This is a genomic window from Vibrio coralliilyticus, from assembly GCF_024449095.1.
Classification (GTDB): Bacteria; Pseudomonadota; Gammaproteobacteria; order Enterobacterales; family Vibrionaceae; genus Vibrio; species Vibrio coralliilyticus_A.
This window is the reverse complement of record NZ_CP024627.1, coordinates 444,954-470,307: the sequence shown is the minus strand read 5'-3', so window position 1 is coordinate 470,307 and position 25,354 is coordinate 444,954. Positions and strand designations below refer to the sequence as shown.

At 45.2% G+C, this 25,354-nt stretch carries 21 protein-coding genes and 1 other RNA gene; 12 read left to right on the top strand and 10 right to left on the bottom strand.

Going from position 1 to position 25,354, the window contains the following annotated elements; genetic code table 11:
• Positions 1–625 precede the first annotated feature (625 nt).
• Positions 626–832, top strand: a complete 207-nt coding sequence (ytfK, locus tag CTT30_RS02210; RefSeq protein ID WP_239838542.1) for a stringent response modulator YtfK — start codon at positions 626–628, stop codon at positions 830–832.
• 54 nt (positions 833–886) lie between these two features.
• Here ytfK and CTT30_RS02205 read toward each other — a convergent pair whose 3' ends face one another.
• The 3 genes from CTT30_RS02205 to CTT30_RS02195 are packed head-to-tail and all read right to left on the bottom strand — an operon-like array spanning position 887 to position 3,905.
• Positions 887–2,113, bottom strand: coding sequence for an FAD-dependent 2-octaprenylphenol hydroxylase (locus CTT30_RS02205; protein ID WP_239868854.1), 1,227 nt, complete (start codon positions 2,111–2,113; stop codon positions 887–889).
• Between the two features lie 25 nt (positions 2,114–2,138).
• Positions 2,139–3,317: a 2-octaprenyl-6-methoxyphenyl hydroxylase gene (gene ubiH, locus CTT30_RS02200; RefSeq protein WP_252035922.1), complete on the bottom strand. Its 1,179-nt coding sequence runs from the start codon at positions 3,315–3,317 to the stop codon at positions 2,139–2,141.
• A 12-nt stretch (positions 3,318–3,329) separates the two neighbouring features.
• A complete protein-coding gene (locus CTT30_RS02195) occupies positions 3,330–3,905 on the bottom strand; it encodes a YecA/YgfB family protein (RefSeq protein ID WP_252035921.1) in 576 nt (191 codons plus the stop codon).
• 235 nt (positions 3,906–4,140) lie between these two features.
• On the opposite strand from CTT30_RS02195, the gene CTT30_RS02190 reads away from it, so the two are divergent.
• From CTT30_RS02190 to glpQ, 7 genes are all read left to right on the top strand, one after another.
• On the top strand, positions 4,141–4,449 hold the full coding sequence (locus CTT30_RS02190; RefSeq protein ID WP_239838546.1) for a cell division protein ZapA: 309 nt from the start codon (positions 4,141–4,143) through the stop codon (positions 4,447–4,449).
• Positions 4,450–4,470: 21 nt separating this feature from the next.
• Positions 4,471–4,653, top strand: a non-coding RNA gene (ssrS, locus tag CTT30_RS02185) — 6S RNA.
• 31 nt (positions 4,654–4,684) lie between these two features.
• The gene (locus CTT30_RS02180) at positions 4,685–5,272 is read left to right on the top strand and encodes a 5-formyltetrahydrofolate cyclo-ligase (protein WP_252035920.1); all 588 of its coding nucleotides are present in this window, start codon (positions 4,685–4,687) and stop codon (positions 5,270–5,272) included.
• Positions 5,273–5,335: 63 nt separating this feature from the next.
• Positions 5,336–5,992 carry a ribose-5-phosphate isomerase RpiA gene (gene rpiA, locus CTT30_RS02175; RefSeq protein WP_252035919.1) on the top strand — a complete coding sequence of 219 codons (657 nt, stop codon included), beginning with the start codon at positions 5,336–5,338 and terminating at the stop codon, positions 5,990–5,992.
• 253 nt (positions 5,993–6,245) lie between these two features.
• A complete protein-coding gene (serA, locus tag CTT30_RS02170) occupies positions 6,246–7,475 on the top strand; it encodes a phosphoglycerate dehydrogenase (RefSeq protein ID WP_239838549.1) in 1,230 nt (409 codons plus the stop codon).
• Positions 7,476–7,815: 340 nt separating this feature from the next.
• The gene (glpT, locus tag CTT30_RS02165) at positions 7,816–9,180 is read left to right on the top strand and encodes a glycerol-3-phosphate transporter (RefSeq protein WP_239838550.1); all 1,365 of its coding nucleotides are present in this window, start codon (positions 7,816–7,818) and stop codon (positions 9,178–9,180) included.
• Between the two features lie 52 nt (positions 9,181–9,232).
• Complete coding sequence (gene glpQ, locus CTT30_RS02160) at positions 9,233–10,288, top strand: glycerophosphodiester phosphodiesterase (protein ID WP_252035918.1); 1,056 nt, start codon at positions 9,233–9,235, stop codon at positions 10,286–10,288.
• Positions 10,289–10,348: 60 nt separating this feature from the next.
• Here the strand turns inward: glpQ and ilvN are convergent, their stop codons facing one another.
• The 6 genes from ilvN to CTT30_RS02130 form a co-directional block, all read right to left on the bottom strand.
• Positions 10,349–10,843, bottom strand: coding sequence for an acetolactate synthase small subunit (ilvN, locus tag CTT30_RS02155; protein ID WP_006957816.1), 495 nt, complete (start codon positions 10,841–10,843; stop codon positions 10,349–10,351).
• A 1-nt stretch (position 10,844) separates the two neighbouring features.
• Positions 10,845–12,569 (bottom strand): acetolactate synthase 3 large subunit, encoded by a 1,725-nt coding sequence (locus tag CTT30_RS02150; protein WP_239876899.1) that lies wholly within the window; start codon positions 12,567–12,569, stop codon positions 10,845–10,847.
• 436 nt (positions 12,570–13,005) lie between these two features.
• Positions 13,006–14,814 (bottom strand): AMP-dependent synthetase/ligase, encoded by a 1,809-nt coding sequence (locus CTT30_RS02145; RefSeq protein WP_252035917.1) that lies wholly within the window; start codon positions 14,812–14,814, stop codon positions 13,006–13,008.
• Positions 14,815–14,979: 165 nt separating this feature from the next.
• Complete coding sequence (gene leuO / locus CTT30_RS02140) at positions 14,980–15,939, bottom strand: transcriptional regulator LeuO (RefSeq protein ID WP_239868901.1); 960 nt, start codon at positions 15,937–15,939, stop codon at positions 14,980–14,982.
• A 392-nt stretch (positions 15,940–16,331) separates the two neighbouring features.
• Positions 16,332–17,378 carry an MJ1255/VC2487 family glycosyltransferase gene (locus CTT30_RS02135; RefSeq protein WP_252035916.1) on the bottom strand — a complete coding sequence of 349 codons (1,047 nt, stop codon included), beginning with the start codon at positions 17,376–17,378 and terminating at the stop codon, positions 16,332–16,334.
• Between the two features lie 3 nt (positions 17,379–17,381).
• The gene (locus CTT30_RS02130; protein WP_239868917.1) at positions 17,382–17,912 is read right to left on the bottom strand and encodes a phosphatase PAP2 family protein; all 531 of its coding nucleotides are present in this window, start codon (positions 17,910–17,912) and stop codon (positions 17,382–17,384) included.
• Between the two features lie 595 nt (positions 17,913–18,507).
• Here CTT30_RS02130 and leuA point away from each other — a divergent pair.
• From leuA to leuD, 4 genes are read left to right on the top strand one after another with little or no spacing between them, the layout of a single operon-like run.
• Positions 18,508–20,055, top strand: a complete 1,548-nt coding sequence (leuA, locus tag CTT30_RS02125) for a 2-isopropylmalate synthase (RefSeq protein ID WP_239876896.1) — start codon at positions 18,508–18,510, stop codon at positions 20,053–20,055.
• A 58-nt stretch (positions 20,056–20,113) separates the two neighbouring features.
• Complete coding sequence (gene leuB / locus CTT30_RS02120) at positions 20,114–21,205, top strand: 3-isopropylmalate dehydrogenase (protein WP_252035915.1); 1,092 nt, start codon at positions 20,114–20,116, stop codon at positions 21,203–21,205.
• A 54-nt stretch (positions 21,206–21,259) separates the two neighbouring features.
• A complete protein-coding gene (leuC, locus tag CTT30_RS02115; protein ID WP_252035914.1) occupies positions 21,260–22,660 on the top strand; it encodes a 3-isopropylmalate dehydratase large subunit in 1,401 nt (466 codons plus the stop codon).
• An 11-nt stretch (positions 22,661–22,671) separates the two neighbouring features.
• Positions 22,672–23,274, top strand: coding sequence for a 3-isopropylmalate dehydratase small subunit (gene leuD / locus CTT30_RS02110; RefSeq protein WP_239838560.1), 603 nt, complete (start codon positions 22,672–22,674; stop codon positions 23,272–23,274).
• A 195-nt stretch (positions 23,275–23,469) separates the two neighbouring features.
• On the opposite strand, the gene glmS is transcribed toward leuD, so the two are convergent.
• Positions 23,470–25,302, bottom strand: coding sequence for a glutamine--fructose-6-phosphate transaminase (isomerizing) (gene glmS / locus CTT30_RS02105; RefSeq protein WP_239868923.1), 1,833 nt, complete (start codon positions 25,300–25,302; stop codon positions 23,470–23,472).
• Positions 25,303–25,354: the final 52 nt, after the last annotated feature.

The following is a 25,354-nucleotide window of genomic DNA, read 5'->3' as shown; positions in this document are numbered from 1 at the left end:
ATAACCATCATTTACCTCTCTTATCACTCATTCCATTTGCATAAAATCGTGATAAGCCACTCAATAAAGCACTCCAATAAAATAAATTATTATTCAAAAATAAAGAATATATAGTCACAATCAATATTTTAGATTAAGCTTATTTTCGTTGGGTAAAGTACGAGCGAATTATGATGTATAGCTTGGTATGTTTAGCTGCTGAGCGATTAAATAGTAATAAGCATACAAATCCTTCTCCAACGAAAAAGTGAATCCACTGATTGTTTCAGGACATCCACTTTTTGTGTAATGCATCTGTGACTATTCGCCCGCATTTTAGCGGGCTTTTTTTATACAAAAAATTTACCGTAAGTTGGCATATTATAAAAAAGTTAAACTATTCTTATAAATGTCATAAATCTCCGGTTTACTATTTTGCTGAGTGATAATCCGAGATGAGTTCCAGAAACAGAACATAACTGAGGTAATTGTCACAATAAAATGGATATTTATCCGCGGTTTTGCCTACAACAACACAAATATCCAAAAAAACACATTTAACTGCATATTCCTCCACCATAATCACATAAAAAATAGGCGGAAAATCGTATACTTTGCAGTGCTTGCTAAACATAAGGATTACTCTATGAGACTGTTTAAGCGCTATACACCAAGTATGATTGCTAAACACGTAAGTCGGCTCTTTAAGGGAAGGATTTATATCTACGGTATTGGTAAGTTTGAATTTGATAACGGTAAACTCGTCTTACCGGAAAAAGCTGAGCGACGACATTTCCAGACAGTCAAAGAAGTGAACCAAGAAATAATGAGACTACGCTGCGCATACGCGTAAATAGGAATTAGAAAGGGTTGGCTTTAGCCAACCCTTTGTGATTTACACAAACAACTAAGGTAATGTCGCCTCATGATATTGCGCTAGCGCAGGGAGCTCACCTTTCAATCCAAGAGCACGTTTCATGATTTCATCTTTCGCTCCTGGCAATTGCCCAACCAACGCCATACCAATACCTCTCGCCAGCTTCTTCGCAGGGTTATCCCCAGAAAACAGATCTTTGAATCCTTGCATCGCTGCGATCATTTTCGCGGCTTCAGATTTTCTCCAGCGCTCGTAACTACGGAGATTACGTTTAGCACCAATGTCTTCACCTTTACGCCATAACGTCATCACCTCTTGGGCAAGACTCGCAGCATCCAACAAACCAAGGTTGACACCCTGCCCCGCTAGCGGGTGAATGGTATGAGCCGCATCCCCCACAAGGGCAACTCGCTCTACGGCAAAGTCTCGCGCATAACGCATTTTGAGTGGGAAAGCGAAGCGTTGTCCGACGACTTCACATAACCCTAGTCGAGCATCAAATTCAGCCGTCAGGGCTTTATTGAATTCAGCATCAGACATGGCCACTAAACTGTCGGCTCGATTCGGTTCAGTAGACCAGACAATCGAACTCATATTGCTTTCACCCATAGGTAAAAAAGCCAGCGGTCCTTGTGGTGTAAAGATCTGACGCGCAACTCTGTCGTGCGTTTCTGCTGTCCAAACATTCGCTACAACGGCGCTATGCCCATAGTCCCAGTGCGTTAAAGGAATATCTTGCTGCTTGCGCACCCAAGAATTAGCCCCATCCGCGCCAACAACCAACTTAGCAGTCAGGGACTGACCGTTATCCAACGTTAACCAAGCTTCACTTTCACCAATAGCCATCGAACTGCATTTTGTCGGCATAAATAAGCTAACGTTTGACTGCTGCTTGACCTGCTCAAGCAATGAAAGCTGAATCACACGATTTTCAACAATATGCCCCAAATCTGGCTGGGCTAACTTCTGAGCATCAAACTCAATCCGGGCAAAGCTATCTTGCTCCCATACTTCCATGGCTGAATACGGTGCGGCGCGACGCTGTACGATACCATTCCATGCGCCTAGGTTACGTAATATATTTTCACTTGAACGGCTCAAAGCTGAGACGCGGACATCTGGTAGTTCAGCCAGTTCACTATCCGGAACACGGCTTTCGATTACTGCAATACGCAGGTCAGTCTCTTTAAACGCCGCCGCCAAAGCTAGACCGACCATGCCTCCACCGACAATTGCAATATCAACGCTTTGCATCATCTGAATTCAATCCTTATTCAATCTGCTAGCGAGAAACTAAACCTAAAGTTCTCGCTAATAAAGGGGCTTTTAAAGCTGGAATATTGTCCATCGCTGCTAAACTGATATTTCGGCCAATACGCAACGAAAGGTAGTCATTGGAAAAAATATGCACCAAAGACGAAGTCAAAGTGATGGTCACGCGGCGGTCACTTTCACGACGATGCTTAAACTGGCGTAAAACCGAGTATACACCTGGATCATGCTCATGATTGGCAATCGCTTCGGCTAATGTCGCAACATCCCGGATCCCTAAATTGAAGCCTTGTCCAGCGATTGGGTGCAGCGTCTGGGCAGCATTCCCCACAAGGGCAAATCGGTGAGAGGTATTCTGCGATCTGTAACGCAACAGCAATGGATAGTCAGCTCGTTGTCCGACTTTTTCCAGCTTACCCAGTCTCCAACCGAAAGCCTGCTGCAACTCTTCAAGAAATGCGTCTTCACTCAGAGACATGATTCGCTGTGCATCATCTGAGCTTAAACACCAAACTAACGACATTCGCTGTTCGCTCATTGGTAACAAGGCGACTGGACCAGATGCAGTGAACCTCTCAAACGCACGACCTTGGTGAGCTTGAGCTGTTTTGATATTGGCAATCACTGCTACTTGCTCAAAATCATGCTCGTTGAGCTCTAATCCGATTTGCTGGCAACAGGTTGATACCGCACCATCAGCGGCGACTAATAGCTTTCCACTGATCACCTGCCCATTATCAAGAGAAACATGCACTTCTTCCTGCAAACGTTCAACACGGTTCACCGATGCAGGGCAAAGCAAAGTAATATTAGGATCTTGAGCCGCTTTATCATGATACAAGCGACCAATATCCGCTAACTCGACCACATAGCCTAGAGCTTCTACACCCACTGCTTTATGGTCGATGTCTGTCATGCCTGCATGAGAGCGATCAGATACATGAATATGTTCAATGGCGGTCGCTAATTTTGAAATGTCTTCCCACAGCTCGAATTGTTTTAAAATATTTACGGTGCCATATGATAGAGCGATAGAACGGGAGTCAAAGCCTGGGTGAGCTTGGTGATCAGCTTTATAAGGCTCAATAACTGCAATAGAAATCGGCTGTCGAGAAAGTGTATTAATCGCTAATGCCAGCGTCATACCCGCCATTGCACCACCAGCAATTACAACATCAAACTGCTTCATGGGAAGTCCTGATTAGTGGGTAGTTGGTGCTTTTTGTTCTGCTGGCTTTTGGCCAAATTCAGAATGAATAGTCAGCGCACAAGCTTTAACGTGCTCAATCACTTGCTCCAATAACAGCGCTTGCTCTTCCATGTCATCATCTTCATCAATGCCAAGCTTGGCAATCTCTTCCAGATCGGCCAGCGCTTCTTTGACATCCTTAGACGCTTTCTTCAGCTCAGCACCAACTAACCCCAGACCCGAAATGAAGTGATTGACCCATTCTGCGACACCATCTGCTGTGTCAAACAAGCTAGCACTAGCTTCTTCGTCTGGAATCAACATCGAAATATCCATTCCTGAACCTGTAAACTCTACGATCGTCGCCTCTAATGTAGCTTCAGCCAACTGCAAAGATTTTGTCGGCCAGCCCATACCATCATTGGTGTAATCAAAGATAAGAGGTTGCCAGCTTTTGTCGGTTAAACTCAAACCACCACTTAACATTCCAGCCAATAAGCCGTGCAGTTCCGAAGGGGTGACGGCCAATCCAGCTGACTGAAGTTCACTTGCCAAAGTTAGGTATTCTGGCAGATTGCGTTCGCTCATAAAGAGACCCAAAATTTGCTAAATAATGCCAATCCTACCATTTACCAAGAGCAGCGAAAACGAGCGATTACACAATTGTGGGTAGCTTTTACACAATTTGCCCAATTACTGTGTTATTGCGTTATGATTTATTCACCTTAGCGGGGAAAAGCTTGAATCTTAACAAGCCTTTTCCTATAGTTTCCCCCTCGGTGATTGTCTGCACATCACCCCTACTAACGCATTTAGAGTCGGTATGAGTAATCAAGCAGTTGAAGTCGAAATTTTAGGTAAGCTAACTCTGGTAAATTGCCCGTCAGGACAAGAAGAGTCTTTGCGTAATGCAGCTCAAAACCTTGATGAACGCTTAAAAGACATGGCTGCAAAAACCAAAATTACCAATGAAGTTCAACTATTGACCTTTGTTGCTCTGAACGTCTGTCATGAGCTCGAAAGCCGTGATACAGTAGATGAAAAGCAGCAGAATGCACTCAATGAGCAACTGGAAAAGCTCAGCGCATCACTGACGGAAGCACTAAGTAAAGTAAAGCCAGGACAGCAATAGCCTTTACAGCTTTAACAAGAATTTACCCTGGAGTGTTCGTGAGGGGATTACGTCCCTGAGCCGATAAGCAATACCCAAGGGTTAGTACTTGATAGCTATTGAGCAAGCTCGGCTTGAACCGAGAAGCCTACGGTTATCATTGCTGATCCGCCTTGAACCAGCTGGTTCAAGGGTCAAAATCTCCAACGGCACTCTGGGGTATCCTCCTCGGTACCCAGTAACTATGGGTACTCCTATGACTCTTTCCCGACAAGACCTCAGAAAACTCATCCGCACCAGACGCAATCAACTCAATGAGGCGACGCAGCTAAAAGCGGGAGCGGATTTGATCGCTCAATTTGCTCGACTGCCAGAATTATCTTCAGCTCAGCATATTGCTCTGTATCTTTCTACTGACGGTGAGATCCATACCGCTCCATTAATCGCCTGGCTCAGACAGCAAGGTAAAGACATTTACCTTCCGGTTATTCACCCTTTTTCAACAGGCCAATTGTTGTTCCTTCGATATGATAGCGATACACCAATGGTACGTAATCGCTATAACATTCAAGAACCTAAGCTAGATCAAACGCGTATTATCCCCGTTCAACAATTGGATCTCATTACTACCCCTTTAGTCGCCTTTGATCATCACGGCCACCGACTTGGAATGGGGGGCGGCTATTATGATCGGACGCTAGAACCTTGGTTTCACCACAAGTCAGGCGCTAAACCTATCGGCCTTGCGCATGATTGCCAACAAGTCGACAAGCTACCTGTTGAATCCTGGGATGTACCTTTGCCAAAAATAGTGACACCAAAGCAGATCTGGGATTGGGAATAGTCTCTGATTGATCATATAATCGCGCCGCAAACGTTAATTTCAAACCTCGTTCAGGAGATGGGCATGACTCAAGATGAAATGAAGAAAGAAGCTGGTTGGGCAGCACTTAAGTATGTTGAAAAAGACAGCATTGTCGGTGTTGGTACAGGTTCTACGGTAAATCACTTCATCGATGCACTCGGTACAATCAAAGACGATATCAAAGGTGCGGTTTCTAGCTCAGAGGCATCGACTGAAAAACTCAAAGGTTTAGGTATTGAAGTCTTCGATTGTAATGAAGTGTCGAACTTGGATGTCTACGTTGATGGTGCTGACGAAATCAACGCAACGCGCGACATGATCAAAGGTGGTGGTGCGGCGCTAACACGCGAGAAAATTGTTGCCGCTATTTCCGATAAGTTTGTCTGTATCGTAGATGGCACCAAAGCCGTTGAGGTTCTTGGTGAGTTCCCGTTACCCGTAGAGGTCATCCCAATGGCGCGTTCTTACGTCGCTCGTGAAATGGTAAAACTTGGTGGCGATCCTGTATACCGTGAAGGTGTGGTAACAGATAACGGCAACGTGATCCTTGATGTGCATGGTATGCAGATCACCAACCCGAAAGAAATGGAAGATAAAATCAATGCTATCGCAGGTGTTGTGACGGTTGGCTTGTTTGCTCACCGTGGTGCGGATGTCGTGATCACAGGCACGCCTCAAGGGGCAAAAATCGAAGACTAATTGAAGACAGTTTCAGTTATTTCATTACAAACGGCACCATTAGGTGCCGTTTTTGTCTTTTATCCTATAAAAATTATTCCTTATTCCGTAATTTTCTTACCCAAAGTGTATTTTTTTTGTTAACTTAGTGAACAGAAGACGCACAAGGAAAACGTTTGCGTCAGGCTTTTTGCTAATAAAACGTTTGCTTTAATAACATTACACCGCTTGTGCGCCAGTTAAGCCCCAAATTTCCATTTTAAGGACGAAAACAATGGCCAAAGTTTCACTGGAAAAAGACAAAATTAAGATCCTCCTACTTGAAGGTCTTCACCCATCTTCGGTAGAAGTGCTTCAGGCTGCTGGTTACACCAATATTGAATACCACAAAGGCTCGTTACCGGAAGACGAATTGCTAGAAGCAGTGAAGGATGTTCACTTCATCGGTATCCGTTCCCGCACTAACCTATCGCAGGAAGTGATTAACGCAGCAGAGAAGCTCGTAGCGATTGGTTGTTTCTGTATTGGTACCAACCAAGTCGATCTTAATGCAGCCGCTGTTCGCGGTATTCCAGTGTTTAATGCCCCATTTTCTAACACACGCAGTGTAGCGGAATTGGTTCTTGGTCAAGTCCTGCTTCTACTGCGCGGGATTCCAGAAAAGAACGCCCTAGCACACCGTGGTATCTGGAAAAAAAGCGCCGACAACTCGTACGAAGCACGAGGTAAACGTTTAGGTATTATCGGCTATGGCCACATCGGCACGCAGTTGGGTATTATCGCGGAAAACCTAGGGATGCGTGTTTACTTCTACGATATTGAGAACAAACTATCACTTGGTAACGCCACTCAAGTGCATACCATGAGTGAACTACTAAACAAGTGTGATGTGATTTCTCTGCACGTTCCAGAAACCGCGGGTACCAAAAACATGATGGGTGCGGAAGAATTTGCTCGTATGAAACCGGGCTCAATTTTCATCAACGCCGCACGGGGCACTGTGGTCGATATTGAAGCACTTTGTCATGCGATGGAATCTGGTCACCTAGCTGGTGCTGCGATTGACGTATTCCCAACCGAGCCTAAAACCAACGCAGACCCATTTGAGTCACCATTGCAAAAGTTTGACAATGTTATCCTGACACCACACGTCGGCGGCTCAACACAAGAAGCGCAAGAGAATATTGGTGTTGAAGTGGCAGGCAAACTAGCGAAATACTCTGACAATGGTTCGACACTTTCGAGTGTTAACTTCCCTGAGGTTTCTCTGCCTGAGCATCGTGATTGCTCACGTCTACTGCATATCCACAAAAACCGCCCTGGCATCCTGACGCAAATCAACACCATTTTTGCAGAAGAAGGCATCAACATCGCCGGTCAGTATCTACAAACCAATGCTGATATTGGTTATGTAGTGATCGACGTTGAAACCAGTCGCTCAGAAGAAGCGCTGAAGAAACTCAAAGGGATCGAAGGGACACTACGCGCACGTATCCTTCATTAAACTTTCGCCTTCCAGAAAAGAGCCACCGTCTGTGCGGTGGCTTTTTGTTTCTGCTTCATAAATCCAGCCTTTCTTATTCCCTCTCTAATTAATGTTCTCTTATGAACAAAAGCTGTTCGATAGAAAAGTTTTCGTTCGTAACCAAAAGTGCGTAATCCGGAATCGACATCGAAATTTTCCCTTCTAACTTTCTGTATTTAAGTAAAATTTAATACTTATGCAACATTTATCACAGAAATTAATACCATTATTCATACAATGCCCAACACTTTCGAACGAAATGAATTTTGCTCGTTCACTTTCCTTTACCTTACCATCGCACAATAAAAATGAGGTCCTCATGTTTGGAATCTTCAAACCTAAGGCGCACATCGATCGCTTATCTTCAGATAGTATCGACGGCACCTATTCCCGATTACGTTGGCAACTCTTTATCGGTATTTTCGTCGGCTATGCTGGCTATTACCTAGTCCGTAAAAACTTCAGTTTGGCAATGCCTTACCTAATTGAGCAAGGATTCAGCCGTGGTGACCTTGGGGTTGCACTTGCTGCTGTATCAATTGCGTACGGATTATCCAAGTTTTTAATGGGCAGTGTCTCTGACCGCTCTAACCCTCGTTACTTCCTCAGTGGCGGCTTACTGATGTCGGCATTGATCATGTTCTGCTTCGGCTTTATGCCATGGGCAACAGGCAGTATCACTGCAATGTTCATCCTGCTTTTCCTCAACGGTTGGTTCCAAGGCATGGGATGGCCCGCCTGTGGTAGAACCATGGTGCATTGGTGGTCACGCAAGGAACGTGGTGAAATCGTTTCAGTATGGAATGTGGCCCATAACGTGGGTGGTGGTTTGATTGGCCCACTATTCATTCTCGGTCTATGGGCATTTAATGACGACTGGCGCACCGCTTTTTACGTTCCTGCTTTTTTTGCCACGTTGGTTGCTATCTTCATCTGGATGACAGTTCGAGACACTCCTCAATCTTGCGGCTTGCCTCCGATTGAAGAATACAAAAATGACTACCCAGATGATTACGATAAATCGCATGAACAGGAAATGACGGCGAAAGAAATCTTCTTCAAATACGTTTTTTCTAACAAACTGCTTTGGTCAATCGCCATTGCAAACGCGTTTGTCTATTTAATTCGTTACGGCGTGCTTGACTGGGCTCCCGTTTACCTCAAAGAAGCGAAAGATTTCACGGTTGATAAATCTTCATGGGCTTACTTCCTTTATGAGTGGGCGGGTATTCCAGGAACGTTACTGTGTGGTTGGATTTCCGATAAGTTGTTCAAAGGGCGCCGTGCTCCAGCTGGCATCTTATTCATGGCGCTCGTCACTATTGCTGTATTGATTTACTGGTTCAACCCTGCTGGCAATCCTGCTGTCGACATGATGGCACTCGTCGCAATCGGCTTCCTGATTTACGGCCCAGTAATGCTGATTGGCCTATACGCTCTCGAGTTAGCACCGAAAAAAGCCGCAGGTACCGCAGCAGGTCTAACAGGCTTGTTTGGCTATCTTGGTGGTGCGGTTGCCGCTAATGCGATTCTAGGTTACACCGTGGATCACTTTGGTTGGGATGGTGGTTTTGCCATTCTTATCGCTTCTTGTATCGCATCCATCGTCTGCCTAGTGTATGCATTTGTTGGCGAACGTGATCACCATAAACAAAAAGACAGTGAAAAAGCGGCACTCGCTTAATATCTATAACAGAGGTAGCCATGCTACCTCTATATCAATCAAGGAAAGAACAATGAAAACAACGTCAGTTTGCGCTACGTTTCTGGCTCTTAGCCTATCAACCAGTGCCATAGCTCATCCTCTGGTCATCGCTCACCGGGGTGCTTCAGGTTACCTACCCGAGCACACTTTAGAGGCTAAGGCATTAGCTTATGCAATGAAACCGGACTACATTGAGCAAGATGTCGTTATGACCAAAGACGATCAACTGGTTGTTTTACACGATCATTACCTTGATCGGGTCACCGATGTCGCAGAGCGCTACCCTGATCGTGCTCGCGCTGATGGCCGCTATTATGCGATTGACTTTACGCTCGCCGAAATCAAAACATTGAAGGTGACAGAAGGGTTCAATATTGACGACAATGGCAATAAAGTCGCGGGTTATCCAACCCGCTTTCCGATGTGGAAGTCCGACTTCAGCGTCCCTACACTGGCCGAAGAAATTGAGCTGATTCAAGGGCTCAACAAAACACTTGGTTACGATATTGGTATCTACCCTGAAATCAAAGCCCCTTGGTTCCACCGTCATGAAGGCAAAGATATCTCTTCCGCAGTGCTTAAGTTATTAAAACAGTACGGCTATGACAGTCAGGATGACAAAGTGTACTTGCAATGCTTTGACGCCAATGAGCTCAAACGCATTAACGATGAACTCATGCCTAGTATGGATATGGATCTCAAATTAGTGCAGCTGATGGCTTACACTGACTGGAACGAAACCATGGTCTACCAAGGTGATACGGCAACCCCGTACAGCTATGATTGGATGTTCGAATCAGGCGCAATGAAGGAAGTTGCCAAGTACGCCGAAGGTATTGGCCCTTGGAAACCAATGCTGGTCGATGATAAATCAACCAAAGATAACATTATTATCAAGCCGTTGATGAAAGAGGCAAAAGCAGCAGGCCTAGATGTTCACCCATACACTTTCCGAGCAGACCCAGGCCGTATTCCAAGTTACACGGATAGCTTCGAGGGCATGATGGATGTTTTCTACAATCAAGTCAAAGTAGATGGTCTGTTTACCGATTTCCCAGATAAAGCGGTCAACTTCCTTAACAAATAATCCCTAAACAAAAAAGCCTTAGTCCATGACTAAGGCTTTTCTTTAGCAGCTTGTATCAGCTTAAGGCTTCAGCGAACGCTCACCACGTGCAATCCCTACCACACCACTTCGGGCAACCTCAATGACATCAGTCACTTCTGAAATCGCTTGAATGAACGCATCGAGCTTTTCACTAGTACCAGCCAGTTGAACCGTGTATTGAGAGGCGGTGACATCAACAATCTGACCACGGAAGATATCCGCTGTACGCTTTACTTCGGCACGAGCAAAACCGCTGGCTTTCACTTTGACCATCATCAGCTCACGCTCAATATGATCAAGCTCAGTGACTTCCTGAACTTTGAGCACATCAATCAACTTATTGAGCTGTTTCTGGATCTGTTCAAGCTGCATATCATCGGAAATCGTTGTGATGTTCAAGCGCGACAGCGTTTCATCATCTGTCGGTGATACAGTTAGTGACTCAATGTTGTAGCCACGTTGTGAGAACAGACCTACCACTCGGGATAATGCCCCCGGTTGGTTTTCCATTAGCAGTGAAATAATGTGTCTCATATTATGTTCTCTCCGTTTTGCTTAGCCACATCTTGTCCATACCTTCGCCTTTGATTTGCATTGGGTACACATGCTCAGTTTCATCAACATTGATATCAACAAACACTAAACGATCTTTCATTTCTAATGCTTGTTTCAAACCAGACTCAAGCTGGTCTGGAGTTTCAATGCGAATCCCCGCATGTCCGTACGCTTCTGCAATCGCAACGAAGTCCGGAACGGAGCTCATATATGAGTTAGAATGTCTTCCTTGGTAAACAATGTCTTGCCACTGTTTCACCATACCTAGGAAACGGTTATTCAGGTTAATGATCTTGACTGGGATATCATATTGCAGCGCCGTTGACAGTTCCTGAATGTTCATCTGGATACTGCCATCACCGGTGACGACCACAACCTCTTCCTCGGGCTTGGCAAACTTAACCCCGAGGCCGGCCGGTAAACCAAAGCCCATCGTGCCAAGACCACCTGAGTTAATCCAGCGACGTGGTTTATTAAACGGATAGTAAAGCGCGGCAAACATTTGATGCTGGCCGACATCAGACGCAACGTAGGCATCACCATTGGTCAATTTATGTAGCACTTCGATAACTTGCTGAGGCTTAATACGCTCAGATGTCGATTCATAGGATAGACATTCGCGATCACGCCAAGTCTGAATATCATCCCACCAGCTCTGCATCGCATCACTATCATTGGTCGCGCCTTGCTCTTCGAGCAGTGACACCATACTCGCCAGCACTTTCTCTGCAGAGCCAACAATTGGTAGGTCTGCTTTGACGTTTTTCGAGATAGATGACGGGTCAATATCAATATGCATTACTTTGGCATTCGGGCAGTACTTTTCCAAGTTGTTGGTGGTTCGATCATCAAATCGCACACCAATACCAAAGATTAAGTCTGCGTTGTGCATGGCCATATTGGCCTCATACACACCATGCATCCCCAGCATACCAAGAGAATTTTTATGCGTACCCGGGAAGGCGCCTAGCCCCATCAAGGTACTAACGACAGGTAAGTTTAACGCCTCTGATAGCTTCAGAATCTGCTCATCGGCTTCTGAAATAACCGCGCCACCACCGACATAAAGCACAGGTTTTTTCGCTGCAAGTAATGCTTTCAAAGCTTTTTTGATTTGGCCTTTATGCCCCGATGTGGTTGGTTTGTACGAACGCATTGAGATAGTCGCAGGGTATTCATATGGCAGTTTGATCTGCGGATTCATTACATCTTTAGGCAGATCGATAACAACTGGGCCAGGGCGCCCTGTTGTCGAAATATAGAAAGCTTTCTTCATGATTTCAGGAATATCTTCTGCCTTCTTAACCAAGAAGCTATGCTTAACAATCGGACGCGAGACACCGACAATATCACACTCTTGGAAGGCATCATTACCAATCAGGTTGTTAGGTACGTTACCTGAAATCACGATCATTGGAATTGAGTCCATATACGCGGTCGCAATACCCGTTACAGTATTGGTTGCGCCTGGACCAGAGCACACCAGAACGACACCTGGCTTGCCTGTTGCACGGGTATAGCCATCTGCCATATGGGTAGCGGCTTGTTCATGACGAACGAGGACGTGCTTGATTTGATCTGTCTTAGCATGAAGTGCATCGTAAATATCCAAAACGGAGCCGCCAGGATATCCAAAAATTTGTTCAACACCTTCTTCGATCAGAGATTGGACAACCATCTCTGCACCGGACAACATTGCTGCCATATTATTCTCCTCACCAAGCTACCAATTCGTAAGGTCAACGTATTGGGCTGGTTTTACATAGTCTAGGGCTTATTCGTAGCCTAATCGAAATACTTCCACTTTTTCGGCTATGTCTTGCTCTGTCGTAACAGAAAACAAGTTCACGCAACAAATGTAACGTTTTCTTATCAAAGGATCTAATGCGACTTAACTCTCATTTTAAACAAGATGCTACTTATCAAACTAATATAAGGAAGGAACACCAAACACACAGAAACAAATAGAGAGTTTGCAAAATTAACAGTATAAATACAGAATAAAATATTATTCAGTAATGCACTTTTACAACATTGAAACCAACCTATCTCGTAAAAGTGAGGTATAAAAAATCCCTCATCAGCCACTAAAGCTAGATCGAGGGATTTTTAAGCACTTTAAAAATTAACCTGTTCAAGAATCACTTTTTTACTGCATTATCAGTGTACATTTCTTCGATTTCATCTTGGTATTTGTCATTAATGACCTTACGCCGCAGTTTTTGAGTAGGCGTCAACTCCCCTTCGTCCATCGAAAATGCTTTGGGTAGCAGCTTGAACTTCTTCACCTGTTCAAACTTGGCAAGCTCTTTTTGTAGGTCATTCACTCGCTTTTCCAACATCTCCACCACTTGATGATGCTTAATCAGTTCAACACGATCATGGTACTTGATGTTCAGTTCTTTCGCGTACTCCTCCAGACTGTCGTAGCACGGCACTATCAATGCGGAAACGAACTTGCGCGTATCCGCAATCACGGCGATTTGCTCGATAAAGTGGTCTTTACCGATTGCTCCTTCAATCATCTGAGGCGCAATATATTTTCCACCAGACGTCTTCATCAATTCTTTGATGCGGTCGGTAATAAACAAATGACCATCCTCATCAATATGGCCCGCATCACCAGTTTTGAGGAAGCCATGCTCATCAAAAGTCTTCGCCGTTTCTTCCGGCATCTTGTAATAACCACGCATCACCATAGGGCCACGCACAAGAATTTCATTATTCTCGCCGATTTTCACTTGTGCACCAGGCATCGCCGTCCCAATAGAGTCTGGGTTAAAACGACTATCCCCCCAACAGGAGACCGTGGCCGTAGTTTCTGTCATGCCATAGCCCAGCTTGACGTTGATCCCCATTGCATGGAAAAAGCGACCAATTGTTTCATCCAGTTTCGCTCCACCACAAGGCATAAAGTTAATTCGTCCACCCAATAGTGCACGTAACTTAGAAAGCACTAACTTATCGGCTAACTGATGAGATTTTTTCAAGACTAAGGATGGTTCTCGCCCTTCCTGAGCACAAGCCGCCATTTTGGCCCCCATGTTCACAGCCCATGTGAACAAAACTTTGCGAATAATGGGTGCTTTAGCGACTTTTTCATGAATCGCGGAGAAGATCTTTTCGTAGAACCTCGGAACCGCGCACATGACTGTTGGGCGAATCTCACTCAGTGCTTCACGCACCTGCATGGTATCTTGCAAATAGCAGTTCGTCGCACCACGGTAGAGCACATAGAAAGTCCACGCTCGTTCAAACACATGTGACAAAGGAAGGAAACAAAGCGAAACATCGTCTTGGGTTAAGCTCAGGCGCGAGTCATGTCCTTCGAGTTGAGCGGCAATATTACGATAATCCAGCATGACCCCTTTAGGCTGACCTGTCGTGCCAGAGGTGTATATCAGAGTCAGCAGGTCATCAATATTAGCGTTGGCTAAACGCTCATCTAACTCGCTTTGCATTGCACCATCTGCGGCAGCTAAAAATTGCTGCCAAGTACGGACAAATGAAGGCAAACCCATACTAATATCGTCAGACATGACCACAATCAGTTCCAACTGTGGACATTGTTCAAAAATAGAGATGGCCGCATCCAGTTGCGCTTGTTCACCGACAAAGAGAATACGTACATCGGCATTTTGCAGAATATAAGAGGATTGAGCCGCTGTATTGGTTGGGTAGATAGGCACAGTCACAGCACGAGCTTGTAACGCCGCAATATCTGCGATTGTCCACTGCGGCATATTGTTGGCAAAGATACCGATTTTATCTTGGACTTTAATATTGTGCGTCAACAACGCCAGTGATAAAGCATCCACCTGCTGGCCAAACTGCTTCCAGCTAATGCCATTCCACATATCGCCCACTTTGTGTTTGAGAGCAATACGATCACCACTCTTGGCAATCTGTTCACGAATTCTTTTTACAACATGAAAATCTAAGTTGGTCATCTCTTCTACCTTTAGCTTACACCTGTAAGCTTTTTCAGCGCACAAGTGTACATTTCAGTTCGTAAAAGGCAACTGACGGGTATCAAACTTATCAATTAAATAGTAAAAAACCTTGAATGCCTTATCGACACCCAAGGTTTCATTCTTCTCTTAAATAACAGCTAATTAGTCTAGAGCAACGACTTCACCGCAGATCATCATTAACTGGTCACGTAGCCAGATATGACCTTTGTCTTTTTCGCTTGATTCATGCCAGCTTAGGAAGCCGCTAATTTTGCTATTCTCGAATGGAAAATCCAACACTTGTAACTGATCTTTGTTCGCTGCGTTTTCTACCATCCAGCGTGGTGCAATCGTAACAAGTTCAGACTGACCTACGACATAAAGAACATTGCTCAGGCTGGTACCTTCATAGTATGCCTGAACATCTAAGTCGCAATATGCTTGCTCTGAGAAGCTACGTTGACCATGTACGCGAGACAGTTTCGCATGACGTTCACCTTTCAGAAGGTCTGCCGTTACGGCTTCTTGGATACGTGGGTGAGACTTAGACGCCACTACCACTAGCTCATCTTGGAAGATTTCTGTGCTTGAGAAACCTTGCTCATCAAAGCGAGCGTAATCAATCACAAAGTCGATTTCTTGGTAGCGCATTCTTTCAGCCAGTTGGCGATCAAATTCCGCATCAAGGTGAAGTTGAACATTAGGAGCCTGATCATGAATTGTCGACATAATCTTTGGTGCAAAGCGCATATCACATGGGCTGCAAATCGCCAGTTTGAACAAACGCGTTGATGTTTCAGGCGAGAAAATAGAGCTTGGCAGCTCATTACGGATAAGTTGCAGTGCTTGGCGAACAGGACCAAATAGCTGGCGTGCACGCTGAGTCGGCTGAATGCCACGTCCCTGACGCATAAATAACTCGTCATTAAACATAACTTTTAGACGTGCTACAGCATTACTAACTGCGGGTTGAGACATGCCAAGGTTATGAGCGGCACGGGTAATATTTTGCTCTTGCATTACTGCATCAAACACAGTGAGAAGGTTTAGATCTACTCCACGTAGAGTGCTTTCCATTCGGTAGCTAGCAATCGCACTCATAGACTCTTTTTTATCAATCATCAGGCAAGCCTCTTGTATTCGTCAATGTAAATGGTTCTTAAAATGAATGTTGGTTGGGAATAGATAACCCAGATCTTGTTATATTTATCCGTCAGATATGTTCTGGCGGATTTCTACTATCAACGAATCAATCAATGATTAGCAACAAGATTGATAATTAATCAGTATTTTTTACTTAAGTCATAAAATTAAACTTATTAATCATCAACTTACGCCATATATAAAAAAGTATAAATCTCTCATACTGTAAGGATTTAATGGATCAATTAAGTCTACGGGGGAGTGTGAAGAGTCAGACCGGAACTATTTGTAAGAAAAATAATTCCATAGGTTGAAACAAAAACAGCATCAATAATTTGATGCTGTTGAAGTCATGAAGACATAATAGTGAGCTAAATATTAGTAACGTAACTAGGGAAATCAACTTTATCCCAGAGACTCTGGGTCAACTCCATCTTATTCTCCCAGTCCTCTTTGAGCAGCCAATCTGCAATCGCGTCAGCCACATCGGGGTAGCTGACACTTTCAGCCTGCTCTTCATCTAACCAACGACGTACAACCGAGGCATCAAGCATCTCCATACAGCTGGCTAATCCCAGCTCCTCCAGTGTTGCAACATTGCTCATCTGTTCAAATTGCCCGTTGAGTGGTTTGAGTAATAACTTCTTACCTAGCGTCAACGCTTCAGAGGGCAACTCAAAACCACCATTGGCAATGACACCATTACAACGATTAAGCGAATATTGAAACCCTTGGAAACTGAGTGGCAAATAGTGAACATTGTCGACAATCTGTTCTTCCATCACCTCAGGATGAAAGCAAACAAATCGCTGCTGTGAGAAACGTAGCAATAATTCGGCAATATCATGAATGCTCTCGAACGGCAGATATACGAGGACAAAATCTTCGCCTACGACGTGCTCTTTATGGGTATGAACGATAGGAGGAAGAATGGGCTGATCAAAATGATACCAATGTAAGCCAATATGATGCTGCGCAGGCGCAAAGTACTTGACGATTTTTTTGTCTAGCCAGCTTGCTCCTCTGAGTGGCACTGAGTAACGAAATGCATTTTGATGGCTAATGCTGATAGACGCTTTACCTTGCATTTTCGCCGCCCAAGCAGACACTGGCTCAAAGTCATTCAGCACTAAATCAAAGTGATTTAAATCAAGCTGCTTCACTTCTTGGTAGAAGGCTAACAGGTTATTACTGAAACAGGTTTTTTGATAGTTGACCTGACCATTTTCAGTTACGAATGTTAAGCCACGACGTGTTTGATAGTCACCAAACGCTTCCATAGAGAAATACTTATCGGCGGCACGGCCAGAGAAGAGGAACTCTACCTCAATACCACGCTTCTTAAGTGCATAGCTCATCGCTCTCGCACGAGCGATATGGCCATTACCTGTTCCTTGAACACCGTAGAGGATTCTCATTCGTTACGCTCCCATAATCACAGATAGTGCCATTTGCGCGCAGCCAATACCCAGCAGAGCCCCCAACACCACATCAGTCAAAAAGTGTACGCCGAGTAAAATACGCGAAGTAGCAATCAACGTAGCCCAAGCAAAAGCAAACAATTCGAGCTCGACATAAAAGACACTGATCAATGTAGCCATTAAGAAAGCGGCGGCGGTATGGCCTGAAGGTAAGCTATAACGATCTGAAGGGGTGATGAACGAAGTGACCAACTCAGACAGCTCTTCCGGACGGCGACGCTTGAAGACATTTTTCGCTGCCCAATAAATCGGAAGCTCCACCACAAAAGCAAGTAGACCAGCCAGCAGAAAGAGCGTGCCTGTTTCCCCACCTAGTCCCCAAGCGAGCAAACCAATAACAGCATACAAATGCCCATCCCCTGTATGCGATATCGCTTTACTCAAGCGGGAAAGCGGATAAGAGAATTTATGTTGCAAGCAAAATAGTGAAAACGCCAGATCAAACTTGGCAATAGGCTCGATTGAACGCATGACCGGCTCCTTGTTACCGCGGTTATGCCTTCAAACTTAAGAGACTGAAATGACAAATCAGTGAAGCTTTGAGGTTGATTCAGTTACATTGTCAAAATCCAATCTAACGATGGGCACAAGAGTGCACGACCACTTTTCTCTTGTTATTTGATCTTGTCGTCCACAATAGCGCGCGAGGGGTAAACCAAAGATGTAACTGGCGAACAGACCTTACCATTGATTGCTTCTATGCTTGATTGGCTTAATCCAGCAAATTCACTATGAATCATCCTTTCATTTACTTATTGATGAATAAAAAAACAACTTAAGGGTTGACGTGCACTGTGGAGTGCGGTACTAATTTGTTAACTTAATTTTGTGGTTTATTTAACGCCCTTACAGGAACCGTTAACAATGATGAAGCGTTTTTCTATCCTGCTGAGCCTCCTCCTTATCGTGACCAGATCGCGCGGGTAGGCTGTGGAAGAAAAATAACCACAACAAGATTTCACAAACCCGCACACAGATGCGGGTTTTTTTATACCTAGCTTTTTATAGCTAAGCGGAAGAAAACGATTTACTGCGTACAAAACACAAACATCAGGAAGGAAGCAACATGAACGATCAAGTCATAATATTCGACACCACATTACGTGATGGCGAACAAGCGTTGTCAGCAAGCTTGACAGTTAAAGAGAAACTGCAGATTGCCTATGCGCTGGAAAGACTCGGCGTTGATGTGATTGAAGCCGGCTTTCCTGTGTCTTCGCCTGGTGATTTCGAGTCAGTACAAACCATCGCCAAACACATTAAAGACAGCCGAATCTGTGCCCTTTCGCGTGCCGTTGCGAAAGACATCGATGCCGCGGCTGAAGCTTTAAAAGTTGCTGAGCAATTCCGAATTCACACCTTCATTTCTACTTCCACTGTTCATGTTCAAGATAAACTACGCCGCAGTTACGATGATGTCGTAGAAATGGGAGTCAAAGCAGTTAAACATGCTCGTCAATATACGGATGATGTCGAGTTCTCATGTGAAGACGCAGGACGCACTCCAATTGACAACTTATGTCGCATGGTCGAAGCGGCAATTGATGCAGGTGCTAGGACTATCAACATCCCAGACACAGTGGGCTACACAGTACCCAATGAGTTTGGCGGTATCATTCAAACCTTATTTAACCGTGTTCCAAATATTGATAAAGCCATCATTTCTGTTCACTGTCACGACGACTTGGGCATGTCGGTTGCAAACTCGATTGCTGCCGTGCAAGCAGGAGCACGCCAGATAGAAGGGACGATTAATGGTATTGGTGAGCGTGCTGGTAACTGTTCTCTAGAAGAAATAGCCATGATCATCAAAACTCGTCAGGAATTCTTAGGGGTTCACACTGGTCTTAAGCACGATGAGATTCATCGCACCAGCAAATTGGTCAGTCAGCTATGTAACATGCCAATCCAAAGCAACAAAGCCATTGTTGGTGCCAACGCATTCAGCCACTCTTCCGGCATCCACCAAGATGGCATGCTAAAGAATAAAAACACCTATGAGATCATGACACCCGAGTCAATTGGCCTTAAGAATCAGGCATTGAATTTAACCAGTCGGAGTGGTCGCGCCGCAGTGAAAAGCCACATGGATAGCATGGGCTACAAAGAGGAAGAATACAGCCTAGATGCTTTGTATGAAGATTTCTTGAAGCTTGCAGATCGTAAAGGACAAGTGTTCGACTACGATTTAGAAGCCTTGATGCACTTCTCAAACCTTCGCGAAGAAGACGATTTCTACAAGCTAAACTACCTAAGCGTTCAGTCCGGCAGCGTCATGGCAACCACCAGTATCAAATTGCAATGTGGTGATGAAGAGCAATGCGAAGCCGCGGTAGGTAATGGCCCAGTTGATGCTCTATACCAATGTATCTATCGCGTGACAGGTTATGATATCGTGCTAGACAAGTTTGATCTGACAGCTAAAGGCGAAGGTGAAGACGGTTTAGGTCAAGCAGACATCATCGCTAACTATAAAGGCCGAAAATACCACGGTACCGGTGTTTCCACCGATATCGTAGAAGCTTCTGGTCAGGCGCTATTGCATGTAATCAACAGCATTCACCGTGCCGACAAAATTGCAGAAATTAAACAGAAAAAAATCGCAACAGTATAAATAGACTCCAGGGACGAGAGTCGTTCCTGGAACCAAAATAAAAAATTAAAGGATTATCATGACAGACAAATCTTACAAAATTGCCGTGTTACCAGGAGACGGTATTGGCCCAGAAGTAATGCAGCAAGCACACAAAGTGCTAGATGCCATCGAAAAGAAACACTCTATCGAATTGACTCGCGATGAACACGATGTTGGTGGTATCGCTATTGACAATCACGGTTGCCCACTTCCGGACAGCACAATCAAAGCCTGTGAAGAATCCGATGCAGTATTATTTGGCTCTGTTGGTGGCCCTAAATGGGTACATTTACCACCAAATGATCAACCGGAACGTGGCGCTCTACTCCCACTTCGTAAGCACTTCCAACTTTTCTGTAATTTACGCCCAGCGCAAATTCACAAGGGTCTAGAGGCGTTCTCACCACTGCGCGCAGATATTTCTGGCAACGGCTTTGATATTGTTGTGGTACGTGAACTGACTGGAGGAATCTACTTCGGTCAACCAAAAGGCCGTGAGGGTGAAGGCGCAAATGAAAAAGCGTTTGATACTGAAGTTTATCATCGTTTTGAAATTGAGCGCATTGCAAAGATTGCCTTTGAGTCCGCGCGTTTGCGTGACAAGAAAGTATGTTCTATCGATAAAGCCAATGTTCTGCAGAGCTCGATTCTATGGCGAGAAGTAGTCGAAGAAATAGCTAAAGATTACCCAGATGTCGAGCTATCACACATGTATATCGACAATGCGACCATGCAGCTCATCAAAGATCCAGCCCAGTTTGACGTTATGCTTTGCTCAAATATTTTCGGCGATATCATTTCTGATGAATGTGCCATGATCACGGGTTCTATGGGCATGTTGCCTTCAGCCTCTTTAAATGAGAGTAAATTCGGCCTCTACGAACCAGCAGGGGGTAGTGCACCAGACATTGCAGGTAAAAACATCGCCAACCCAGTTGCGCAAATCCTCTCTGCCGCACTCATGCTGCGGTACAGCTTAGGTGAAGAAGCTGCTGCTCAGGATATCGAAGTTGCTGTATCCAAAGCCCTTTCTGCTGGAGAGCTGACAGCGGATCTAGCAGGTAATAATCCAGCACTTTCAACTGCAGAAATGGGCGACAAAATCGCCGAGTACATTCTAAATTCATAATAATTATTTGCTCCTGATAAGCCGTTGTCAGGAGCGACACACAGGACAGTAATAATGGGCAAAACACTATACGAAAAGGTCTACGACGCACACGTTGTTGTGGCCGCAGAGGGTGAAAACCCTATCTTGTACATCGACCGTCATTTAGTGCATGAAGTGACCTCTCCACAAGCTTTTGATGGCTTGCGCGAAAAAGGCCGTAAAGTACGTCAAGTTGGCAAGACGTTTGCCACCATGGACCACAACGTTTCCACCCAGACGAAAGACATCAATGCCTCCGGCGAGATGGCACGTATCCAGATGGAAACACTATCGAAAAACTGTGAAGAATTTGGTGTCACCCTGTACGACATTAATCACAAATACCAAGGCATTGTGCACGTTATGGGTCCAGAGCTAGGCATTACGCTTCCGGGCATGACGATTGTCTGTGGTGACTCACACACAGCAACCCATGGTGCATTTGGCTCGCTAGCTTTTGGTATCGGTACGTCAGAAGTGGAGCACGTTTTAGCGACTCAAACGCTAAAGCAAGCGCGCGCCAAAACCATGAAAATCGAAGTGAAAGGCAAAGTCGCACCGGGCATCACAGCAAAAGATATCGTACTCGCCATCATCGGTGAAACCACGGCGGCTGGCGGTACGGGGTATGTGGTCGAGTTCTGCGGTGAAGCGATTACCGATCTTACAATGGAAGGTCGCATGACAGTCTGTAATATGGCTATCGAATTGGGTGCTAAAGCGGGTCTAATGGCACCCGATGAAACCACATTCGAATACATCAAAGGCCGCAAGTTCGCACCACAAGGTGAAGATCTAGACGCGGCAATTGAATACTGGAAATCACTAAAAACGGATGATGATGCAGAGTTTGATGCGGTTGTCACACTTAACGCAGCAGACATTAAGCCTCAGATCACTTGGGGAACAAACCCAGGTCAGGTCATCGCTGTCGATGAGCCAATCCCAGCTCCTGAAAGCTTTGCGGACCCTGTTGAAAAAGCATCAGCAGAAAAAGCCTTAGCCTACATGGGGTTAGAAGCAGGCAAAGCGCTATCTGACTACAAAGTAGATAAAGTTTTTGTCGGCTCTTGTACGAACTCTCGTATCGAAGATATGCGTGCCGCGGCTGAAATCGCCAAAGGACGCAAAGTCGCTGACAACGTACAGGCGCTTATCGTACCTGGCTCTGAACAGGTAAAAGCGCAGGCAGAAGCTGAAGGCTTGGATATCATCTTTAAAGACGCCGGCTTTGAGTGGCGCCTACCGGGGTGTTCTATGTGTCTGGCAATGAACAATGACCGCCTAGGTCCACATGAGCGTTGTGCATCAACCTCAAACCGTAACTTTGAAGGTCGCCAGGGCCGTGACGGTCGTACCCATCTAGTGAGCCCAGCGATGGCAGCTGCAGCCGCTATTGCTGGTCACTTTGTTGATATTCGTGAATTGGACTAAGGAGAGAACAAATGTCAGGTTTTAAACAACACACAGGCTTAGTTGTTCCTCTAGATGCAGCGAATGTCGATACCGATGCTATTATCCCCAAGCAATTTCTACAAAAGGTTTCTCGCCTAGGGTTTGGTAAACATCTATTCCATGATTGGCGCTTCCTTGATGATGCAGGTGAGCAACCCAATCCAGAATTCGTGATGAATGCTCCTCGTTATCAAGGCGCTTCGATTCTTCTTGCTCGTGAAAACTTTGGTTGTGGATCATCCCGTGAACACGCGCCTTGGGCACTAGCAGATTACGGCATCAAAGCAATGATCGCACCAAGCTTTGCCGATATCTTCTACGGTAACTCTATCAACAACCAGATGGTACCAGTTCGTCTCACAGAGCAAGAAGTCGATGAGATCTTCCAATTTGTTGAAGCCAATGAAGGCGCACAAGTAGAAGTTGATCTAGAAGCCAACGTGGTTCGCGCAAATGGAAAAGAATACACATTTGAGATCGACGAGTTCCGTCGCCACTGTCTATTAAACGGTTTAGATAACATAGGCTTAACTCTTCAACACGAAGACAAAATCGCTGAATACGAAAATCGCATTCCTTCGTTTCTTAAATAGTTGAGAAGCGTAAAACTAAACCGTTTGTAAAAGCGTAAGTTGAAAGTAATAGAGCAGTCACTGAGTGACTGCTCTTGTCACACGCAACGTGGGCTCCCGAAAGGCGCACATAAAAAAACCAAGACTCTCAACTTGAGAATCTTGGTTTATATTTGAGCCTTAATTACAGTATGAAACTCTGTTTTCTAGATTAAGTTACTCTACCGTTACCGCTTTTGCCAAGTTACGTGGTTGATCTACATCTGTCCCTTTGATGAGCGCGACATAGTACGATAGCAGCTGCATCGGAATCGTGTAGTAGATAGGGGCTGTGATTTCGCTTACGTGAGGCATAGTGATGATCTTCATGGTTTCATCAGCTTCAAAGCCCGCATCCGCATCCGCAAATACATACAGCAAGCCACCACGAGCACGCACTTCTTCAATATTCGACTTAAGTTTTTCCAGCAGTTCATTGCTCGGTGCGACGACAACGACTGGCATGTCAGCATCAATGAGTGCCAGTGGACCATGCTTCAATTCACCTGCTGCATAAGCTTCAGCGTGAATGTAAGAAATCTCTTTAAGTTTCAACGACGCTTCCATGGCGATCGGGTAAAACTCACCACGACCAAGGAACAAAGTGTGATGCTTATCCGCAAAATCTTCCGCTAAAGCTTCAATATCTTTCTCAAATGAAAGTGCCGAGTTGATCTGTTTTGGCAATGCATGCAGCGCTTCAACGATCTCTTTTTCTTTCTCTTTGCTTACACGGTTTTGCTGCTTACCAAGTGCCGTCACTAGCATTAGCAGTGCTGAAAGCTGAGTGGTGAAGGCTTTAGTAGATGCAACGCCGATTTCGACGCCAGCACGTGTCATGAAAGCAAAATCAGACTCACGAACTAACGAAGAGCCTGCAACGTTACAAATCGTCATCGCCGCCATGTAGCCTTTCTCTTTGGCAAGACGAAGTGCCGCCAAAGTATCTGCTGTCTCACCAGACTGAGAAAGCGTGATCAGTAGGCTGTTTGGACGAGTCACAAATTTACGGTAGCGGAACTCAGATGCAATTTCGACATCACAACTTACACCAGCAATATCTTCAAACCAATAACGCGCAGTCATACCCGCGTTGTAAGACGTACCACACGCAACGATCTGGACGTGTTCAACTTTGCTCAAAATCTCAGCGGCATTGACACCAATCGCTTCCGTCACCACAGAATCAGACGTCAAACGTCCTTCCATTGTGTTAATCAGAGCAGTAGGTTGCTCATAGATTTCTTTTTGCATGAAGTGGCGGTACTGGCCCTTGTCACCCGCATCGTGCTCTGCGTTTGATTCAATCACTTCACGCTCGACACGCTCACCAGAAAGATCAAATACGTTCACTTCACGACGAGTTATTTCAGCCACATCGCCTTCTTCCAGATACATAAAGCGACGAGTGACATTAAGCAATGCAAGTTGATCTGAAGCGAGGAAGTTTTCACCGACACCGAAACCAATCACGATCGGGCTACCAGAGCGAGCAACAACAATGCGTGAAGGATCTTTGCGATCAACAGCAACTGTACCGTAAGCGCCTTCAAGCTGCTTTGCGGTCTTTTGCACGGCTTCAAGTAGTGATTCTGCAGTACGAAGCTCCCACTCCACCATATGAGCAATAACCTCAGTATCCGTTTGAGACTCAAATACGTAACCACGAGATTTAAGTAGCTCACGCAGCTCTTCATGGTTTTCAATGATGCCATTATGCACAACAGCAATATCACCTGACATGTGTGGGTGCGCATTAGCCTCTGAAGGCTCACCGTGTGTCGCCCAGCGAGTGTGGGCGATACCTGTCCCACCGACCACTTCCGCTGCGTCCACAGCATCCGCCAGTTCCTGAACTTTACCCAGACGGCGAAGGCGAGTCAGATTAGAGTCACCATCAACTACAGCAACACCTGCAGAGTCATAACCACGGTACTCAAGGCGACGTAATCCTTCTACTAAAATTTCAGCGACATCTCGTTGTGCAACAGCACCGACGATTCCACACATATTCAACTCCAATTTGTTGATTCCGATAGGCAGCAAGCAAAGGCCAAGTTCG

Excerpts from the sequence above, each read along its gene's own strand:
- ytfK (WP_239838542.1), top strand. The coding sequence starts at position 626 with ATGAGACTGTTTAAGCGCTATACACCAAGTATGATTGCTAAACACGTA.
- CTT30_RS02205 (WP_239868854.1), bottom strand. The coding sequence starts at position 2,113 with ATGATGCAAAGCGTTGATATTGCAATTGTCGGTGGAGGCATGGTCGGT.
- ubiH (WP_252035922.1), bottom strand. The coding sequence starts at position 3,317 with ATGAAGCAGTTTGATGTTGTAATTGCTGGTGGTGCAATGGCGGGTATG.
- CTT30_RS02195 (WP_252035921.1), bottom strand. The coding sequence starts at position 3,905 with ATGAGCGAACGCAATCTGCCAGAATACCTAACTTTGGCAAGTGAACTT.
- CTT30_RS02190 (WP_239838546.1), top strand. The coding sequence starts at position 4,141 with ATGAGTAATCAAGCAGTTGAAGTCGAAATTTTAGGTAAGCTAACTCTG.
- CTT30_RS02180 (WP_252035920.1), top strand. The coding sequence starts at position 4,685 with ATGACTCTTTCCCGACAAGACCTCAGAAAACTCATCCGCACCAGACGC.
- rpiA (WP_252035919.1), top strand. The coding sequence starts at position 5,336 with ATGACTCAAGATGAAATGAAGAAAGAAGCTGGTTGGGCAGCACTTAAG.
- serA (WP_239838549.1), top strand. The coding sequence starts at position 6,246 with ATGGCCAAAGTTTCACTGGAAAAAGACAAAATTAAGATCCTCCTACTT.
- glpT (WP_239838550.1), top strand. The coding sequence starts at position 7,816 with ATGTTTGGAATCTTCAAACCTAAGGCGCACATCGATCGCTTATCTTCA.
- glpQ (WP_252035918.1), top strand. The coding sequence starts at position 9,233 with ATGAAAACAACGTCAGTTTGCGCTACGTTTCTGGCTCTTAGCCTATCA.
- ilvN (WP_006957816.1), bottom strand. The coding sequence starts at position 10,843 with ATGAGACACATTATTTCACTGCTAATGGAAAACCAACCGGGGGCATTA.
- CTT30_RS02150 (WP_239876899.1), bottom strand. The coding sequence starts at position 12,569 with ATGGCAGCAATGTTGTCCGGTGCAGAGATGGTTGTCCAATCTCTGATC.
- CTT30_RS02145 (WP_252035917.1), bottom strand. The coding sequence starts at position 14,814 with ATGACCAACTTAGATTTTCATGTTGTAAAAAGAATTCGTGAACAGATT.
- leuO (WP_239868901.1), bottom strand. The coding sequence starts at position 15,939 with ATGATTGATAAAAAAGAGTCTATGAGTGCGATTGCTAGCTACCGAATG.
- CTT30_RS02135 (WP_252035916.1), bottom strand. The coding sequence starts at position 17,378 with ATGAGAATCCTCTACGGTGTTCAAGGAACAGGTAATGGCCATATCGCT.
- CTT30_RS02130 (WP_239868917.1), bottom strand. The coding sequence starts at position 17,912 with ATGCGTTCAATCGAGCCTATTGCCAAGTTTGATCTGGCGTTTTCACTA.
- leuA (WP_239876896.1), top strand. The coding sequence starts at position 18,508 with ATGAACGATCAAGTCATAATATTCGACACCACATTACGTGATGGCGAA.
- leuB (WP_252035915.1), top strand. The coding sequence starts at position 20,114 with ATGACAGACAAATCTTACAAAATTGCCGTGTTACCAGGAGACGGTATT.
- leuC (WP_252035914.1), top strand. The coding sequence starts at position 21,260 with ATGGGCAAAACACTATACGAAAAGGTCTACGACGCACACGTTGTTGTG.
- leuD (WP_239838560.1), top strand. The coding sequence starts at position 22,672 with ATGTCAGGTTTTAAACAACACACAGGCTTAGTTGTTCCTCTAGATGCA.
- glmS (WP_239868923.1), bottom strand. The coding sequence starts at position 25,302 with ATGTGTGGAATCGTCGGTGCTGTTGCACAACGAGATGTCGCTGAAATT.